This is a genomic window from Paenibacillus sp. FSL E2-0178, from assembly GCF_038593005.1.
Taxonomy (GTDB): domain Bacteria; phylum Bacillota; class Bacilli; order Paenibacillales; family Paenibacillaceae; genus Paenibacillus_AQ; species Paenibacillus_AQ phytohabitans.
Genome location: NZ_CP151953.1, coordinates 3,542,671 through 3,559,451, shown reverse-complemented (window position 1 = coordinate 3,559,451; position 16,781 = coordinate 3,542,671). Strand labels below are relative to the sequence as shown.

13 protein-coding genes are annotated in these 16,781 nt (G+C 52.4%); 8 read left to right on the top strand and 5 right to left on the bottom strand.

Translation table 11 applies throughout. The features are described 5' to 3' along the window. Window positions 1-795: 795 nt before the first annotated feature. The 6 genes from MHI42_RS15565 (at window position 796) to MHI42_RS15540 (ending at window position 8,199) form a co-directional block, all read left to right on the top strand. Complete coding sequence (locus MHI42_RS15565; protein ID WP_342424373.1) at window positions 796-1,626, top strand: DUF4430 domain-containing protein; 831 nt, start codon at window positions 796-798, stop codon at window positions 1,624-1,626. Then, on the top strand, window positions 1,623-2,567 hold the full coding sequence (locus MHI42_RS15560) for an energy-coupling factor transporter transmembrane component T (RefSeq protein ID WP_342424372.1): 945 nt from the start codon (window positions 1,623-1,625) through the stop codon (window positions 2,565-2,567). The genes MHI42_RS15565 and MHI42_RS15560 overlap by 4 nt, the downstream gene beginning before the upstream one ends. Next, entirely contained in the window at window positions 2,483-4,324 is a 1,842-nt protein-coding gene (locus tag MHI42_RS15555) for an ATP-binding cassette domain-containing protein (protein WP_342424371.1), read from the top strand. The genes MHI42_RS15560 and MHI42_RS15555 overlap by 85 nt, the downstream gene beginning before the upstream one ends. Continuing rightward, the gene (locus tag MHI42_RS15550; RefSeq protein WP_171720567.1) at window positions 4,297-4,983 is read left to right on the top strand and encodes an ECF transporter S component; all 687 of its coding nucleotides are present in this window, start codon (window positions 4,297-4,299) and stop codon (window positions 4,981-4,983) included. Before MHI42_RS15555 ends, MHI42_RS15550 begins: the two co-directional genes overlap by 28 nt. Window positions 4,984-5,126: 143 nt before the next feature. Further along, on the top strand, window positions 5,127-6,836 hold the full coding sequence (locus MHI42_RS15545; protein WP_171720566.1) for a methyl-accepting chemotaxis protein: 1,710 nt from the start codon (window positions 5,127-5,129) through the stop codon (window positions 6,834-6,836). A gap of 277 nt (window positions 6,837-7,113) precedes the next feature. Then, a complete protein-coding gene (locus MHI42_RS15540) occupies window positions 7,114-8,199 on the top strand; it encodes a hypothetical protein (protein ID WP_342424370.1) in 1,086 nt (361 codons plus the stop codon). Window positions 8,200-8,497: 298 nt separating this feature from the next. Here MHI42_RS15540 and qoxD read toward each other — a convergent pair whose 3' ends face one another. The 4 genes from qoxD to qoxA are packed head-to-tail and all read right to left on the bottom strand — an operon-like array spanning window position 8,498 to window position 12,395. Continuing rightward, window positions 8,498-8,791 (bottom strand): cytochrome aa3 quinol oxidase subunit IV, encoded by a 294-nt coding sequence (gene qoxD / locus MHI42_RS15535; RefSeq protein ID WP_039302907.1) that lies wholly within the window; start codon window positions 8,789-8,791, stop codon window positions 8,498-8,500. A gap of 1 nt (window position 8,792) precedes the next feature. Next, a complete protein-coding gene (gene qoxC / locus MHI42_RS15530; protein ID WP_042133881.1) occupies window positions 8,793-9,389 on the bottom strand; it encodes a cytochrome aa3 quinol oxidase subunit III in 597 nt (198 codons plus the stop codon). Further along, window positions 9,386-11,335: a cytochrome aa3 quinol oxidase subunit I gene (gene qoxB, locus MHI42_RS15525; protein ID WP_171720564.1), complete on the bottom strand. Its 1,950-nt coding sequence runs from the start codon at window positions 11,333-11,335 to the stop codon at window positions 9,386-9,388. The genes qoxC and qoxB overlap by 4 nt, the downstream gene beginning before the upstream one ends. Before the next feature lie 43 nt (window positions 11,336-11,378). Beyond that, a complete protein-coding gene (gene qoxA / locus MHI42_RS15520; protein ID WP_171720563.1) occupies window positions 11,379-12,395 on the bottom strand; it encodes a cytochrome aa3 quinol oxidase subunit II in 1,017 nt (338 codons plus the stop codon). Window positions 12,396-12,898: 503 nt separating this feature from the next. Here qoxA and MHI42_RS15515 point away from each other — a divergent pair. After that, complete coding sequence (locus MHI42_RS15515; protein ID WP_342424369.1) at window positions 12,899-14,038, top strand: polysaccharide deacetylase family protein; 1,140 nt, start codon at window positions 12,899-12,901, stop codon at window positions 14,036-14,038. Window positions 14,039-14,560: 522 nt separating this feature from the next. On the opposite strand, the gene MHI42_RS15510 is transcribed toward MHI42_RS15515, so the two are convergent. Next, window positions 14,561-15,181 carry a TetR/AcrR family transcriptional regulator gene (locus MHI42_RS15510; protein WP_171720561.1) on the bottom strand — a complete coding sequence of 207 codons (621 nt, stop codon included), beginning with the start codon at window positions 15,179-15,181 and terminating at the stop codon, window positions 14,561-14,563. A gap of 157 nt (window positions 15,182-15,338) precedes the next feature. On the opposite strand from MHI42_RS15510, the gene MHI42_RS15505 reads away from it, so the two are divergent. Beyond that, a complete protein-coding gene (locus MHI42_RS15505) occupies window positions 15,339-16,775 on the top strand; it encodes an MFS transporter (RefSeq protein ID WP_171720560.1) in 1,437 nt (478 codons plus the stop codon). The last annotated feature ends 6 nt before the right edge of the window (window positions 16,776-16,781 follow it).

The following is a 16,781-nucleotide window of genomic DNA, read 5'->3' as shown; positions in this document are numbered from 1 at the left end:
GGGGCAGAATTAAGTGTCATTAATCCAACTAGGATCGGCAGTGAAGTCCGTATAGGATAAATAAGTGTCATAAATCCAATTGCTGTTCCGGCGGAGGCATGTTTTGCGGAGTTTCGCTCAGGAAGGCATGCTTTCCCGGATTGAGCCGATGATTTAAAATGCTACTGATGTTACTGATGTTACTGATGTTACTGATGTTACTGATGTTACTGATGTTACTGATGTTACTGATGTTACTGATGCTATTGCTAGTGGGGCTAGAGCTGATGAAACTACCGTTAGTGGGCTAGAACCAATGAAGCCAATGATGTAATTGTTAGTGGGGCTAGAGCAAATGCTGAAGAAGCTAGAGCTATTTTAGCTAGAGTTAATAAGCCAATGAAGCCAATGAAGCTAATAAAGCTATTACTAGTGAGGCTAGAGTTAATGAGCCAATGAATCTACTGCTAGTGAAGTTAGAGCTAATGCTGAAGAAGCTACTGATGCTACTGCTAGTGAAGTTAGAGCTAATGAAGCTAATGATGCTACTGCTAGTGGGGCTAGAGCTAATGAAGCTAGAGCTAATGAAACTGAGAGTATGGTGCCAGCCAGTATTTTAAGCGGCTGATTTTAGCCGATAGAGAAGCTCCTTCGAGTTGCGGGGCTGGATGCTCAGCGGCCAAGGGGTTGGCTGATGGTGCTTTGCTCAGGATTAGTATGTATAAGTCACACTAAGAAATCATAAGGTGTTTGGACGGAACGGGGAACAGGCTGACTGCCCCCGTTCTTTTCCCTTTTGTGGAGGTGCTTGAGGTAATGTTCAGTCTATTGAAATCAGGAAGGGCGAGGCTCTACCCGCTGCTCCTGCTCCTGGTTGTCCTGCTGCTCGCCGGCTGCTCCAAGGCGCAGCCGGATTCCGCAGGCGGCGGGCCTGTGCCGCCCGCCAGTTCCCAGGCCGCGCAGACGCCGCGGCCTGAGGGCACTGCCATACCCTCCGCCACGGCGGACGGCATGGCAGCTTCCAGCTCCGGCGCAGCGCCAGCCGGAGCCGCCCCCGGCGTAACGGAGCAAGCTCCCGTTACGCAAGCCCCGGTGCCGGCGGCCACCGCGCCGGCACCCGGCCACACCGGTGCCGCCGCGCCAGTCCCGGCGGCCACCGGCAATTCCGCCGCGCCAGCCCCGGCAGCCACGGGCAGTCCCGCCGCGCCAGCCCCGGCGGCCACCGGCAGTCCCGCCGCGCCAGCCCCGGCGGCTACCGGCAATCCCGCCGCGCCAGCTCCGGCGGCTACCGCCGCGCCGGTAAATACGGTGACTCTCTCCATTACTGGAGATGAGGAGCACGGCGTTATTCTGGCCCCGACGGCTTATGAAATAGAGAAGAATGAGACTGCGCTGGAGCTGCTGGGACGGATTACCCGCCAGCACAAGATCCAGATGGAATATCAGGGCAGCAAAACCTTTGCCTATGTGGAAGGTATAGATAATCTGTACGAATATGATCACGGGGCAGAGAGCGGCTGGATGTATAAGGTGAATGGAGAGTTTCCGTCCAAGGCTTCCGGCAGCTGGGTTATGAAGCCCGGAGATACGGTAGAGTGGCTGTATACGCTTGATCTTGGCAAGGATATCGGGGCAGCGGCGCCATGAACAGCGGCTTCCGGTCCATGCATCCTGCCGTAGCCCTGCTGTATTATGCCGGGCTGCTGCTGTTCGCCCTGCTGGGGCTTCATCCGTTGTTTCTGGTTACGGAAATAGCAGGTCTGCTGGCGTTGCTGCTGCTGCAGGGCCAAGGGAAGGCGCTGCTGCGCGGTCTGCCTTTTATGCTCCTGATGGGGGTTTCAGTCGCAGTGCTGAATCCGCTGTTCTCGCACAGGGGTGCGCATATTCTCTTCTACTGGCTGGACCAGCCGATTACGCTGGAGGCTGTGCTGTACGGGCTCATAATGATGACTGTACTGCTGACCATCTTCATCTGGTTCATTTCATACAATTACACGGTAACGACAGATAAATTCATGTACCTGTTCGCTGCCGCTGCGCCCAGAACGGCATTACTTACGCTTATGGCGCTCCGGTTTGTCCCCTTATTCCAGCGGCGGCTGCGCCAGATTACCCTGATCCAGCGCCTGCGCGGGGTAGATGTCCGCACAGGAAGCCTGCGCAAGCGGATGCAAGACGGCATGACGCTGCTGAAGGTGCTGCTCACCTGGTCGCTGGAGGAAGCGCTGCAGACCGGAGATTCCATGACGGCCCGCGGCTACGGGGTTGCCAAACGCAGCACGTACAGTATATACAAGCCGGATCGGCAGGATAAGCTGATTCTGCTGGTACTGACGCTCAGCGGTATGATTGCACTGTTCTTTTGGCTGCAGGGCTACGGTACGCTGGAGATTTATCCCCGGATGAAGTGTATGGATTTCGGCTGGCAGGATGCCGTGATGTACGGCAGCTTCTGCTTGTTCGTCCTGCTCCCTGCAGGTCTGGAAGGAAAGGAGAAATGGTTATGGAGATCCTCAAAGCGGAACAAGTATCCTTCCGCTATCCTGAAGAAGACAGGGACTCGCTCCATGAGCTCTCGTTCACAATAGAAGAAGGCGAATTCGTAGTGCTCTGCGGCCCGTCAGGCGGCGGCAAAACGACACTGCTGCGCCATCTGAAACGTGAGCTTGCCCCGGTAGGCATGTTCAGCGGAAGCCTGACATATAAAGGTCAGCCGCTGCCCGGTCTTCCGGCAGCCGTTGCCGCAGGGGAAATCGGAATGGTCTTCCAGAACCCGGATGCGCAGATCGTGATGGATACCGTCTGGCATGAGCTGGCGTTCTCCATGGAGAATCTGGGGATACCGCCTGCAGTGATGCGGACCCGGCTGGCTGAGATCTGCGCATTATTCGGGCTGGAGCCGCTGCTCTACCAATCCGTGCATGAGCTGTCCGGCGGGCAAAAGCAGCTGCTTAATCTGGCCTCGGTGCTGCTGCTTCAGCCCAAGGTGCTGCTGCTGGATGAACCGACCTCACAGCTTGACCCTGTAGCTGCCCGGGAATTCATTATGGCGCTGCAGCGTCTGAACGAGGAAATGTGGGTGACGGTAATCATCAGCGAACACCGGCTGGAGGAGGTGCTGCCGCTCGCCGACCGTGTGCTGATGCTGGAGGGAGGCAGGCTGGTGGCAGATGCGAGCCCGCGCGCTTTCGTTCAGCAAGCCGGCAGCGCATCACTCGCTTCGCGTCAGGCTTATCTTCCGGCAGCTTCACGGTTATATCTGGCGCTGTCCCCGCAAGCGGGAACAGCCGCGCCGGAGAATATTCCGCTGACCGTACGCGAGGGCAAACGCTGGCTGCATTCCAGGGCAGCGGGAGCTTCTGTTGTGACAGAAGCAGGAGTATGCGCTACTGTCATTCGTGATCATCCGGCCGCTGATCCCGGCGCAGGATTACCTGCTGCGCTCTCCCATGAAGCCTCTGCTGCAGCTCCGGGTACAGTCACTCCCGCCAATGCAGGTGCTGAGCCCGCTACTTCCCCGTCTAATTCCTTCAGCCAGGTGAGGAATGCTGATTCACCCGTGAACCTTCCTGCACCATCCGCAGAAATTCTGCTCAGCTGCAGAGAGGTTACCTTCCGCTACGACAAGGAAGGCCGGGAGGTGCTGAGGAAGCTCTCGCTAACGCTGAGGCGGGGAGAGCTTCTGGCGGTTATGGGCGGGAACGGTGCAGGGAAGTCGACCCTGCTCCATGTACTGGGCGGCCTGATGAAGCCTCAGCGCGGCAAGGCCGAGCTGTCCAAGGGGAGTACAACCGGGCTTCTGGCCCAGAATCCGCTGCTCTATTTCAGCTATGATACTGTGGCTGAGGAGCTGCAGCATATGGCGCAGTATGCCGGGGCATCCCTGGAAGAAGCCGGGCGGGAAATAGATGCCCTGCTGGAAGTCTTCCGGCTCCGCGGGGTGCTGCAGAGCCATCCGCATGATCTTAGCGGCGGCCAGCAGCAGCAGACCGCACTTGCCATGATGATGCTGATGAAGCCGGATATCCTGCTGCTGGATGAGCCGACTAAGGGGCTCGACCCGGCAGCCAAGGACAGGCTGGCTGCTCTGCTCCAGCAACTGCGCAGGCAGGGGGCCAGTATTCTGATCGTAACGCATGATGTGGAGTTTGCCGCTAAATATGCTTCCCGCTGTGCGCTGTTGTTTGACGGCAGCATAACAGCGGAAGGGGCGCCGGCAGAGTTCTTCAGCAGTAATTATTTCTATACTACGGCAGTCAACCGTATGGTCCGGGACTTACTGCCGCAGGCATTGACAATAGAGGATGTGATTCGAACATGGTCCGGTTCCGCGCCCCCCTGCTGATTGCTTTGGGATTATTCGTGGCTGGCCTAGCGCTAACAGCGGCGCTGAAAGACCGTCATTATGTGCTGCTCAGCCTGGTGCTGCTGCTGGCTGCGCTGCTGCCGCTGTTTCTCCGTCTGGAGCGCCGCCAGCTGGCATCCCGTGAACTGGTGCTGCTGGCCGTATTATCTGCTATTGCTGCGGTCAGCCGGATTCCTTTTGCCGCATTGCCGGGGGTCAAGCCCGTGTCTGCCGTTGTCATTCTGTCGGCTTATGTCTTTGGGGCAGAGGCAGGGTTCGTCATCGGTGCAGTGGCGGCGCTGGTCTCGAATATCTACTTCGGTCAGGGCCCCTGGACACCATGGCAGATGTTCGCCTGGGGGATGACCGGACTTACGGCAGGCTGGCTGCGGAATACCTGGTGGATGAAGAAACGGCCCGGGCTGCTGATCTTCGGTTTTATCTGGGGATTCCTGTTCGGCTGGATTATGAATCTCTGGGTTATTCTCAGTCTCCCGGATGCGTTCAGCTGGGGGCTTGTGGCAGCGACCTATGGAGCCAGCTTTTATTTTGACCTGGCCCATGCTTTATCCAATGTCTTTTTCCTGGCTATTCTGGCCGGCGGATGGACCAAAGTGCTGAAGAGATTCCGCAAGAAGTATGGACTGCTTCAAGAGTGAAAAGCTGTTTATAGGTCTTTGTTCATATGAATCGATAATATTTTTCTTTTTTCGACATTTTTTTCAGCGTATTATCAACATTTTGGCCTAATTCTCCGATAAATACAGTTACAGCAAGATATCGAGAAGGCGGGATTATAAGAATGAGACATCTGAAGATTAAGCATAAAATGACTTTGCTGATTGCAGTGATTGTAGTGTTACTCATAGGCATTGGGACGACAGGCATTATGACCACCAGCAGAATGGCGGACAGGTCCCAGGAGACATACGAACAGAATTTGCTGCCGATTTATCTCATTACGGAGATCCGCGGGAATAACCGGGCGATCGAATCTTTTCTGCTGGAGGATCTCATTACCAGGGATGCTGCCAAGAGTCAGGAGCTTAAGGCGGCTATTGAAACGAATATCACTACGAACAATGAACTTTTAGAGCAGCTCAAGACGGTTGAGTTCAGCAATGACAAAATCGCGGCTAATATCAACGAATACCTGCTCCTTCTGCCGGACTACCGCTCCCAGCGTGATAATATCATCCATCTTGCCGACAATAATCTGAATGATGAGGGGTATCAGGTTTTCTCGGGTGGAGCGTTCAGTGAATCGCGCCGGACGATGGTTAACCTGCTGGAGGATACTGCGGCCCTGCTTGTACAGGATTCATCCGCGCATAATGAGGATACTGTAGCAAGCGCCAAAAGCTCCATCACTTTAAGCGGTATTCTGATTACTATTGCCTGGGTTCTGAGTATTGTGATCAGCATCATGATTACCCGGTTGATTACGAAACCGCTCAAGGAACTGCAGCAGCTGATGAAGCGGGCAGAGGAGGGGGATTTGACTGCTGCCGCCTCGTATCAGTCGAAGGATGAAATCGGCCAGATTAACACTTCGTTTAATACAATGCTGGAAGGCCTCCAGAATATGATGCGCGGAGTTTCCGAGAGTGCCGAGATTCTGTCGGCTTCCTCAGAGGAGATGAGTGCCAGCGCAGAACAGACGGCACATGCTTCCCAGATGATCGCCGAGACCTCAAGTGAAATCGCTGCCGGATTCGATGTACAGGCCGAGAGCATCGCACGTACCGCCCGGTCCGTCCGGACGATGACGTATGATATTACCGAGGCCCGGCACAGCGGCAGTGAAATGAACGGTCTGATGGCACAGGCTGCCTCATCAACGGACCGGGGCGTTGAAGCGGTTGAACGGATTCTGGCCCAAATGCGGGAGATCGACTCCAGTGTATCGGCAAGCCAGAGTATTGTCGGCAGTCTGGGCAGCCTGTCCGAAGAGATCAACACGATCATCACAACCATCAATGACATTGCTACCCAGACTAATCTGCTGTCACTGAATGCCTCGATTGAAGCGGCCAGAGCGGGAGAGCATGGGCGGGGCTTCGCTGTCGTTGCGGGTGAAATCCGCAAGCTTGCGGAAGCTACCGGAAGAAGCTCGCTGCAGATTACGGAGATTATTACACATATCCGCCAGCAGACTGAAAGTGCAGTGGAATCCATGGAGCTGGGCTCCGGGATTGTCTCCCATGGCGTAGCACAAAGCGAAGTGGTCTCCGCCGCATTTACTGAGATACAGACCTCTATTCAAGCAGCCAGCGAGCAGATGGAATTGATTACGGAGGTTATCGGACATGTCGCCCAGGAATCGGAGGGCGTAGCCCAGGCGATGGCTGAGGTGGATGAAATCTCGCGTAAAGGCGCCGGTGATGTTCAGGACACAAGCGCAGCGAGTGAGCAGCAGCTGACCGCAATGGGTGAGATGTCTTCCTCTGCCCAGTACCTCGCCACATTGGCCGAGGATCTGCAGAAGCATCTGGCCCGGTTTAAGCTATAGGAAGTACTGAAGCCTTGTTCGGCTAAAGATTGCAGGGAGTTTCCTGTTATCTGCAGCTGAACAAGGCTTTTTTTGAATGAATAAGGTCATCCGGCCCTGCAACAACAGGCAGCTTCCTGCAACATACGGCTTTCTGCTCACGTCTTTAAGGATACCGGGAGAGTAGCTCCGGGGTATTGCTAAGGAAACGGAAGGGCGTCTTGAGCGCGATTCCTGATTCCATGATTGGATGTTCATTCCAGGATGTGAACCTGAATTTAAGGAGGCGATTCACAGGATGAGGACCCCAATATTCAAATTGGCCCTAGTTCCGGTATTATTGAGCACACTTATTGCCTGCAGTGCAGGTCAGGACGGAAATAATGCCACGGCTGAACCCGTCAAATCTGCCGAACCAACCCGGGAAGCAGCCGGGCCTGGGGTAGCGGCGGGGGAGATCAGGCATTATGAGAATATAGTTATTTCTGACTGGATGGATGAGGATACGGTTGTAGTGTCCAAGGAGAACGACAAGTTAGGTAAAATGAGTCTGGAGGAGCTCGCGGATTCATTGCCCAAAAGCCTGTACTTCTACCACCTGGATACCAAAGAATTTGAATTGATCAAGGAACAGGAAAATGTGTTTCTGGGAGATGCTGTATTGTCATCCGATCACAAGCATCTGCTGTATAGTGAATTCTCATTAGGAGATCCGGTCTACTATGTGATGGATTTAGGGTCAAAGAAGACCTTCAGCATCACAGGCGATGACATTGCAGGAGCTATGAGCGCCCGGTGGGCTGATGATGACACCGTTATAGGACCTGCATACAGCGGCGGTGCTTTTACAGCAAATACCTCCGGTAAGATCACTGCGGTAGAGGGACTTAGCGGTGAAGGACTGATTGTTGTCCGGCAAATCAAAGATAAGATTTATTACACCTCCAATTCCGGCGAAACGCTGCAAACCTTCGATCTGAATACCAAGGAAAAAGCCACATTAAAAATTGAACGTGTCGGCAGCGTAATTCCTTCACCGGGCGGAGATCAGCTGCTGGTCCTGCAGTATAAGGATTCCGCACAAGCGCTGCTTCTCACTGATACAGACGGGGGGAATCAGAAGATTATCGTGGAAGGCGCGGAGCTTGGCGGTATCTCCTGGTCGCCGGACCAGCGGAGGATTGCCTACAGCATGTCCGCTGACGGGAACGGTACGGCCTCTACTGCTCTTTATGTCTACGATCTGGAATCGGGTAAGTCTGTCAAGGTTGCAGACGGTACAGGGAACCTGACGACCTCCTGGAGCCCTTCGGGCAAACAGCTGGCTTATACCGAATGGAGCGGAGATCAGAGCAGCAGCAGTGTGGTGCAGTTGAAGGATTAATGATTATTTAGCTTTCGAACTTGAATGGACAATACAAGATGGAAGTGACGGAGGGGAATTTTGAAACTGTAGGAGCGAAAGCGTCCGCCTTTATGTTTGAATTTCTACCGCGGTCAGCGGTTTAAATCAGGAAATTCAAACATAACAGCGGCCGGAAGTTCAAACATTCACCGCAGTTACGACCACATCAATATTAATTCATGATTTGCACAAAAAAAGCGGCCCGTCCCGGAACATACCGGAAACGGACCGCTTTTATTATGCTGCGTAGAAGGGACGTTCCCGCCCCTCATAAAGTTTAAGAGTACCAGCCCCACACGAAGATGAACAGGGTTCCGAAGATGGTAACCAGACCCACGAACAGTGCATAGGCGATGTTGATGTACAGCTCTTTCTTGGAGTCGGCCGATTCCCCGATGTGCATGAATACAAACAGCTGCAGAGAAGCCTGGATAAGCGCTGTAATCAGCAGCACGGCCATATTGGCCCCGGAGGAGAGATCTCCGTAGATGACAATCAGCGCAGCGGCAGAAAGGACCAGAGAGGCCAGATAACCCATCACATGGCGAATTGGGAACAGTTGCTTCATCATGTCACATCAGTCCTTTCAGGTAGACGAAGCTGAAGATAAAGATCCAGACAACGTCCAGGAAATGCCAGAACAGGGAAAAGATAAAAGCTTTGTTGGCGGTGGCCGGTGTGATGCCGTGGCGCCACAGCTGAATCATGATTCCCGCTCCCCACAGGAAGCCGAAGCTGACGTGGGCACCATGCGTTCCGAGCAGTACGAACAGACTGGAGAGGAAACCGCTGGTTTGCAGGGTCGCGCCCTCATGGACGTAAGTGAAGAACTCGTCAATTTCAATACCGATAAAGCCGAGGCCCATAAGCAGCGTGATGGCCATGAAGACCATCATCGCTTTCTTATAGCCATGCCGCATGGCATGGATAGCCAGGCCGATCGTGAAGGAGCTCGACAGCAGCAGGAAGGTCTCGATCAGCACAGGGCCGATTTTGAACAGCTCGCTGGCGCTCGGCCCGCTGGCAAAGCGGTTGACCATTACGAAATATACTGTAAACAATGTAGCGAAGAGAGGGATTTCAGCTCCGAGAAAGACCCAGAAGCCGAAGATCTTGTTACTGTTCTCTTCCGTTGAATATTCGAGCGGCTTGGACGCATCTATTTTCATACAGTCTCACCCCGCTTCAATTTCTTTTCTGTAGCGATAACCTCTTCAGCCGAAATATAGTAGCCGTGATCCCGGTCGAAGGACATGAAGGCCAGCATGACAATGACACCGATACCTGAGAGGATGGCCGGAATCCATAAGCTGAATACCAGGGAGAATCCCAGGATGAAGAAGATCACGCCCAGAATGAACGGCTTGCCGGTATTGCTAGGCATATGGATCTTGGTGATTTTTTTGTCATCATAGAGCGGGATATTGTCCTGCTTCGCGGACCACAAGGCATCACGGGTCTGCACAGTAGGGACAATTGCGAAGTTGTAGATCGGCATCGGGCTATGCGTAGCCCATTCGAGTGTCCGTCCATCCCATGGATCACTTGTTGTGTCTCTAGGCATATAACGTGTGCTCCAGTAAATATTGTAGACCAGCAGCAGGAACCCGATAGCCAGCCCGACTGCCCCTACGAAGGACAGCATGTTCAGCGGGCCAAAGCCTGATTCCTCGGAATAGGTATACGTCCGGCGTGTCATTCCCATCAGACCCAGGAAGAACAGCGGGAAGAAGGTTACGTTGAAGGATATCACGATCCACCAGAAGGAATGCTTACCGAGCCGTTCATTCAGGCGGAAGCCGAACACTTTAGGGAACCAGTAATGGAACCCGGCGATGACGGCGAACACGGCACCCGGAATGAGCACATAGTGGAAATGCGCCACAAGGAACATCGTATTGTGATACTGGTAATCGGCACTGGCCATTGCGAGCATGACACCCGTTACCCCGCCGATGGTGAAAATCGGAATAAAGGCGAGCGTATACAGCATTGGCGTTGTGAAGGTAATCCTGCCTTTTCGCAGGGTGAACAGCCAGTTGAATATTTTAACCCCTGTAGGTACGGCAATAGCCATTGTGGTAATCGAGAAGAAGCTGTTGACCATGGCGCCTTGACCCATCGTATAGAAATGGTGAGCCCATACGAGGAAGGACAGGAGCGAGATAATCAGCATACTGAATACCATGGAGGTATATCCGTACAGGTTCTTTTTGGAGAAGGTGGCGATAATTTCGCTATAAATACCGAAGGCCGGCAGAATAACGATATAGACCTCCGGATGACCCCATACCCAGAACAGATTGGCCCAGAGCATATCCATCCCGCCGTTGGCCATCGTGAAGAACTGGGAGCCGAACAGGCGGTCGAACATCATCAGCGCAAGCGCGACAGTAAGTACCGGGAAGGCGAAGACGATAATGACGTTGGTGATGAGTACGGACCAGGTGAACATCGGCATCTTCATCAGCTTCATGCCCGGTGCGCGCATCTTGAGAATCGTTACGATAAAGTTGACCCCTGTAATCAGCGTCCCGATACCGGAAATCTGCAGAGCCAGAGAGTAGTAGTTGTTACCGACCGTCGGGCTGAATTCGAGACTCGCCAGCGGGAAGTAGGCTGACCATCCGGCATCCGGCGATCCGCCGATAACGAAGGAAATGTTCAGCAGCATGGCCCCCATGAAGAAGAGCCAGAAGCTGACGGCGTTAAGCCGCGGGAACGCGACGTCACGCGCACCGATCTGCAGCGGAATGATCACATTCATCAGACCGATGATGAACGGCATGGCCATGAACAGGATCATAATTAGGCCATGCGTGGTAAATACCTCATTGTAATGCTGGGCATCGAGGAATTTCATTTCCGGCGCTGCCGTCTGCAGGCGCATCATCATCGCGTCCACACCGCCGCGGAACAGCATGAGCAGCGCCGCGAGGATATACATGACACCAATTTTTTTGTGATCTACAGTAGTAAGCCATTCACGCCAGAGGTATCCCCATTTCTTGAAATAGGTAAGCCCGACGAGAATCCCGATGGTGGCAAGTGCAATGCTGACCATGGCTCCGTATATCAAGGGTTCGCCGTGAACCTTAAATTTGTCTAAATCCATTAGGGTGGCTCCTTTCAGTGTGTTACGTTAAGCTCTTGCAGAGCTAGTGGCCATCATGAGTCTCGGCATCTACGGGTGAGCTTGGCAGCGGCTGTTCGACTTCCGGATCAGGTTCGCTGTCAAATTCGGTTCCGCTGGACGGCTCAGGAGAAGGGTGGATCTCTTTGTTATCCTGATGCTCTTCACTGCCGTTGTCCATATCCATCTCACTTCCGTCACCACTCATGTGTTCACTGTGGTCTCCAGGGGGAGGACTGAACTCCAAATGGGTCGAGGAATAGGTTTTGCGTCCGAGGAAGTCCGTGGCGAGCAGGCCTTTGAATTCATCCTCTGTAAGCTCTGGCGCGGTTTCCTTGACGTCGTTCACCCATTCGTCATAATCCTTGTTGCTCATAACAAGAGCTTCAAATTCCATGTGGGCAAAGCCTTTACCGCTGAAGTTGGCATTCTTTCCGATATAAGAGCCTTCGGTATCAGCAGAAAGGTGAAGCGTGGTGAGCATGTCGCTCATGGCGTACTTTTGTCCGGCAAGCTGTGGAATCCATAAGCTGGTAATGGTGCCGAATGAGTACATTCTGAATTCAACTGCACGATGCACAGGCATATTCACGTAGTTAACCGTTTCAATGCCTTCCTCCGGATAGCTGAAATGCCACTTCCAGTTGGAGGATGAAGCGTAAATGACCAGCGGTGTCTGATCTTTGTAATCCGCGGCCACGTTCTCAACCTCGGTAGTTGTCTTGACGGTTACAACTGACAAGAAGGCGACGATAATGATCGGGATAATAATCCAGATCGCTTCAAGTACCTTGTTGCCCTCCTCGTGTTCAGGAATATAACCCTCGTTACTCTTCTTCGCCCGGTATTTCACCAGTACAAAGATATATAAGATGTAGACAACTGCCAGAACACCAAGCATTACAACAATGGAGAGAATGATGGTGTCCGATAACGTCCTTGCAGACGGCCCCTTAGGATTCAGAACAGTGAGTGAACTGCATCCCGGCAGGAGAAGGATCAGGCTTAGAAACAAAGCGTATAACGGTCCCTTTTTTTTCATATAGAACTCCTTCCTTCAATACTACTTTTCATTCGCCGTTCATTAACGGGCTTACTACTTAACCTGTATCTATAGTAAGAACTACTTACCCATAATGCAAAATACATATTTTGTATATTAAGCTAAAAAAGACCTTAAAAATGGCGAACAAGTTAAATATGTGTGATCAAATTGTTACAACTAGTTAAAGGTATGATAAAGATCACTGTAGTGGCGCAGTTTAAGCTAATTTTAAGGTTGTTCAAACTTTGTTCAAAATTGCACAATTGTTATTAATTTTGTCACATTTATTTTGGGTCAAAAACATGTGATTTAACCGCATATTGCTTGCTGTGACAGCATTCGACGCGAATTGTCGTATTTCAGAAAAATAGCTGGATAATCATTTTCTCATTGCAAAAAGGGTAACAATATTTTAGCTTGCGGTTACAATCTCTCAAATTACGTTATATCTATGTGTGATAAAGTAATAGACAAATATACATAGATTGGAGATTGCTGCTGTGCCCATTAAAAAAATAATGCTGTTATTCTTCTCTTTATTCCTGATTACGGGTCTTGTACAGATCCCTGCTAACGCTGAAGGTAAGACTAATGTACTAAAGCTCGGGATCAACGATAAATTGAGCGGTATAGAAGCCGTGTCTGTAAAAGGCACATATTATGTCCCGCTGCGTGCGCTGGCCGATGAATTAAAATGGACGCTTACCGGCCTGACCGACGGAGTTCTGGTGTCTGGCGGCTCCGGGTCGCTGACCTTGCAGGGCGATGCCGGCGCTGTACTCAAAGATGGTACTGTGGTGCCTGTGAGCACTTTTTTGCAGGACGGTAAACTTATGGTTCCGCTGAAAGTAAGCGGGTATCTTGGGTATATCATATCCTTTGCGGGGGATAAATATTTACTCCGGGTGAAGGACGGCTCGGCGGGGCTTACGGATGATGCCTTTGTCACCAAGTATGCAGCTGAACTGAAACCTGCGGAGACAGCCCCGGCGGAGCCTGAACCCTCTGCTGAACCCGGCAAGCCGGGACAAACCGTATATCTTACTTTTGATGACGGCCCGTCGGCTACGACTTCCCAGCTGCTGGATATCTTAAGCAAGTATGAGGTGCAGGCAACCTTCTTCATGCTGGGAAATAACATGAACAAATATCCTTCGCAGGTGAAGCGGATAGTGAAGGAAGACTACGGCCTGGGGCTTCATGGCATGACACACCGCAAGGAGAAATTCTATGCTTCTCCGGCTGCGGCACTGGCAGAGATGTCGGGCGATAATGCTGTCCTCAAGAAGCTGACGGGCGCCACTACAACGCTGATCCGGCCGCCTTACGGAAGCAAGCCATATTTCACCAAGTCTTTCCGGGATAAGGTGCTGGGTCAGGGCTATCATCTCTGGGACTGGAATGTGGATTCGAATGACTGGAAGTACAAAGAAGACAGTGACAAGATCTACAATACAGTAATGGAGCAGGTTCACACGTTGAAGAAGTCGAAGACCAATCCGGTCATTCTGATGCATGATCAGAAGGCTACACTCAAGGTGCTGCCGCGCCTGCTAGAAGCGCTTAAGAAGGAAGGCTACACCTTCCAGGTCATTACGAAGGATATGGAGCCGGTGAATTTCTGGAAGGATAAACGGTAATCAGAAGGATTTGAATGCAAAAGAGCAAGCTGCGGGGGTTTCCGGCGGCTTGCTCTTTTTTTGCGGCTTGTACCGGGAAATATTGAACAAACCCTTGCGAAAAAAAGTGTGACGGTGAGTAGGGCTAGGCTGCCAGAGAGCCAAACCGCCAAACTGGCCAAACCACCAAACCGGCCAACCTAACCGCCAAACCACCAAACCGGCCAACCTAACCGCCAAACAGCAATTGCGAAAATCTTGCACGAAATACAACAATCGGTGCCGCTGAGGCGTCGATCTGGTGGAAATCTTGCACGAAATACAACAATTGGTGCCGCTGAGGCGTCGATCTGGTGGAAATCTTGCACGAAATACAACAATCGGTGCCGCTGAAGCGTCAATCTGGTGGGAATCTTGCATAAAGTACAACAATTCTAGATATAGCCCGCCGAATCGCCGGAAATCCTGCATAAAGTACAACAATGCAGGTTCGCGCCGGCTGAATCAGCGGCCAGATGTGTTAGCACGAGAGTGACGGAGGCGCTACTTGTACAGATATTGGACAAGCATATTGACCAGCTCCGACTTCAACCGGTCCACGGCAATCCGCTGCGGGGAGAAGGAGATGACATCGACGATGGCGCTCACCGATTCGAACACAACCACGGAAGCCGCCTCGATATCATCGAACTTCATTTCCTCCTCCTGTCCCATCTGCAAATACTTAAGGGTTCTGAGCCGGCCGGTTTCATACTGGGCATCCATCAGCTGTTTGATGACCTCATCGCTGTGATACATGACGCTCAGATCCTTGTGATATCCGATGAATGCCTTATGCGAGAGCAGAAGGGTGTCTATCAGATGCAGAATCAGCTCGGAGCGGCCGATCGTTTCGAAATCAATCTCTGACATTGAAGCATCAATCCTGGCCAGAAGGTCATCGCCGTACATATGGAGAACGTCGATGAATATGGCTCTTTTATCAATAAAATAGGAATAGAAGCTGCCTGTGGATACCCCGGCCGCCGCTGCGATTTCCTTGGTATTGGTCTGATGAAAGCCCTTGTCCGAGAATAGCTTCATTGCCGCCTTGATAATGGCTTCCTTGGTTCTGATACTGCGCTCCTGCTGCGGAGTTCTCACTTTGTCCTCGATTTCACCCATGTCTTAAGGTCCCCCTTATAGTACAAATTCTAGAGGAGCAGTTTTGAGCTGTCAATAAAAGTTGAACCCTGGTTCATTTTTTGTAATTGACAAATGTGAACTTTGGTTCATATAATGCGAATATGAACTTTATTTCATATTTTGAAGGGTGATGGAGATGGGCATTAGAACACGCAGAGCGTTATCTTTTACGGCAATAGTTCTGGGCTTTTTCATGGCGCTGCTGGATACGACGATTATTAATATTGCCCTGCCGGAGATGACGCGTCATTTCGGCGGAAGTGTATCACAAGTCTCCTGGGTGATGAACGGCTATAACCTGGCATTCGCCGTGTTTATACTCACCGCCTCCCGTCTGGCCGATCAATTCGGGCGGAAGAAGGTGTTCCTCATTGGAGTGGCGCTGTTTACGCTGAGCTCCCTGCTGGCAGGTTTCTCTACTTCGCTCGGTATGCTCATTGCACTTAGAGTCATTCAGGGATTGGCCGGTGCGGTGATTGTGCCGGTCACGATTCCGCTCACCACCACAACCTTTCCCAAAGAAATGCACGGTCTGATTATCGGCATCTGGGGTGCCATCTCCGGGGTGGCGGCTGCAAGCGGTCCGGCGCTTGGCGGGATTCTGACTCAGAAGCTGAGCTGGGAATGGATCTTTTTTGTGAATGTGCCGCTTGGGCTGCTGAGTATTGTGCTGACGGCCATATTCATTAAGGAATCACGGGATAACACGGCAGGACGGTCTATAGATTACGGCGGGGTCCTGGGGATCACTGGAGGGATGTTCTTCATTACATATGCTCTGATCAAAGTGCAGGATTACGGCTGGAGCTCACGAATTTTCCTAGCGCTGCTGGCTGCGGGAGTACTGTTTGTGGTGTTCTTTTTTATTACACAGTACAAGGGGAAGGAGCCGATGCTGCCCTTGTCATTGCTGCGGATCAGAGCGTTCAACAGCACATCTGTTTCTATGATCATCTTAGGTGCGGCGCTGATGAATGTTTCGCTGCTGACCTCCTTTTATCTGACCCGGGTGATGGGGGTGTCCGAGCTGAAGGCGGGCCTTGTTCTCTCCATGATGGCAGTCGGCTCCATCGCCAGCTCAGCCATTTCCGGACCGCTGTCTACGAAATATGGCAGCAGCCGGTTTGCCGCAGCAGGTATGGTGTTGATAGGCGGCGCCACCTATTCCATGAGCGGGCTGCACGCCGGCTCTACACTGGGCGCGGTGATGCTCCGGCTCGCACTGGCCGGCCTCGGGGTGGGGCTCTCGATGGCGCCTGTCATGTCTTCGGCGATCCGGGTCGTTCCTGAAGACAAGGTGGGCATAGCTTCGGGGGTAACCAATATGGCAAAGTCGCTGGGAAGTGTGCTCGGCGTGGCGGTTATCGTAACCGTGCTGCAGCATAATACAGCCGGGCAGTTGAGAGCAGCGAGCTCCGCTAACATACGGGTGATACCTGGAGCGGATGTGCAGCAGCAGGCTGCGGCAGATGCTTTCAGCCAGACTTATAAGTTCGCAAGTTACCTGATCCTGCCGGGCATCGCCGCAGCTTTATTCAGTGATGAACGCAGACAGCGGCGGGGCAGCGTTTGATAATTA

What these genes read in the sequence shown, in the direction of transcription:
- qoxC (WP_042133881.1), bottom strand. Translation starts at nt 9,389, where the DNA reads ATGAAAATAGATGCGTCCAAGCCGCTCGAATATTCAACGGAAGAGAAC.
- MHI42_RS15545 (WP_171720566.1), top strand. Translation starts at nt 5,127, where the DNA reads ATGAGACATCTGAAGATTAAGCATAAAATGACTTTGCTGATTGCAGTG.
- qoxD (WP_039302907.1), bottom strand. Translation starts at nt 8,791, where the DNA reads ATGATGAAGCAACTGTTCCCAATTCGCCATGTGATGGGTTATCTGGCC.
- MHI42_RS15510 (WP_171720561.1), bottom strand. Translation starts at nt 15,181, where the DNA reads ATGGGTGAAATCGAGGACAAAGTGAGAACTCCGCAGCAGGAGCGCAGT.
- qoxB (WP_171720564.1), bottom strand. Translation starts at nt 11,335, where the DNA reads ATGGATTTAGACAAATTTAAGGTTCACGGCGAACCCTTGATATACGGA.
- MHI42_RS15550 (WP_171720567.1), top strand. Translation starts at nt 4,297, where the DNA reads ATGGTCCGGTTCCGCGCCCCCCTGCTGATTGCTTTGGGATTATTCGTG.
- MHI42_RS15560 (WP_342424372.1), top strand. Translation starts at nt 1,623, where the DNA reads ATGAACAGCGGCTTCCGGTCCATGCATCCTGCCGTAGCCCTGCTGTAT.
- MHI42_RS15555 (WP_342424371.1), top strand. Translation starts at nt 2,483, where the DNA reads ATGGAGATCCTCAAAGCGGAACAAGTATCCTTCCGCTATCCTGAAGAA.
- MHI42_RS15505 (WP_171720560.1), top strand. Translation starts at nt 15,339, where the DNA reads ATGGGCATTAGAACACGCAGAGCGTTATCTTTTACGGCAATAGTTCTG.
- MHI42_RS15565 (WP_342424373.1), top strand. Translation starts at nt 796, where the DNA reads ATGTTCAGTCTATTGAAATCAGGAAGGGCGAGGCTCTACCCGCTGCTC.
- MHI42_RS15540 (WP_342424370.1), top strand. Translation starts at nt 7,114, where the DNA reads ATGAGGACCCCAATATTCAAATTGGCCCTAGTTCCGGTATTATTGAGC.
- qoxA (WP_171720563.1), bottom strand. Translation starts at nt 12,395, where the DNA reads ATGAAAAAAAAGGGACCGTTATACGCTTTGTTTCTAAGCCTGATCCTT.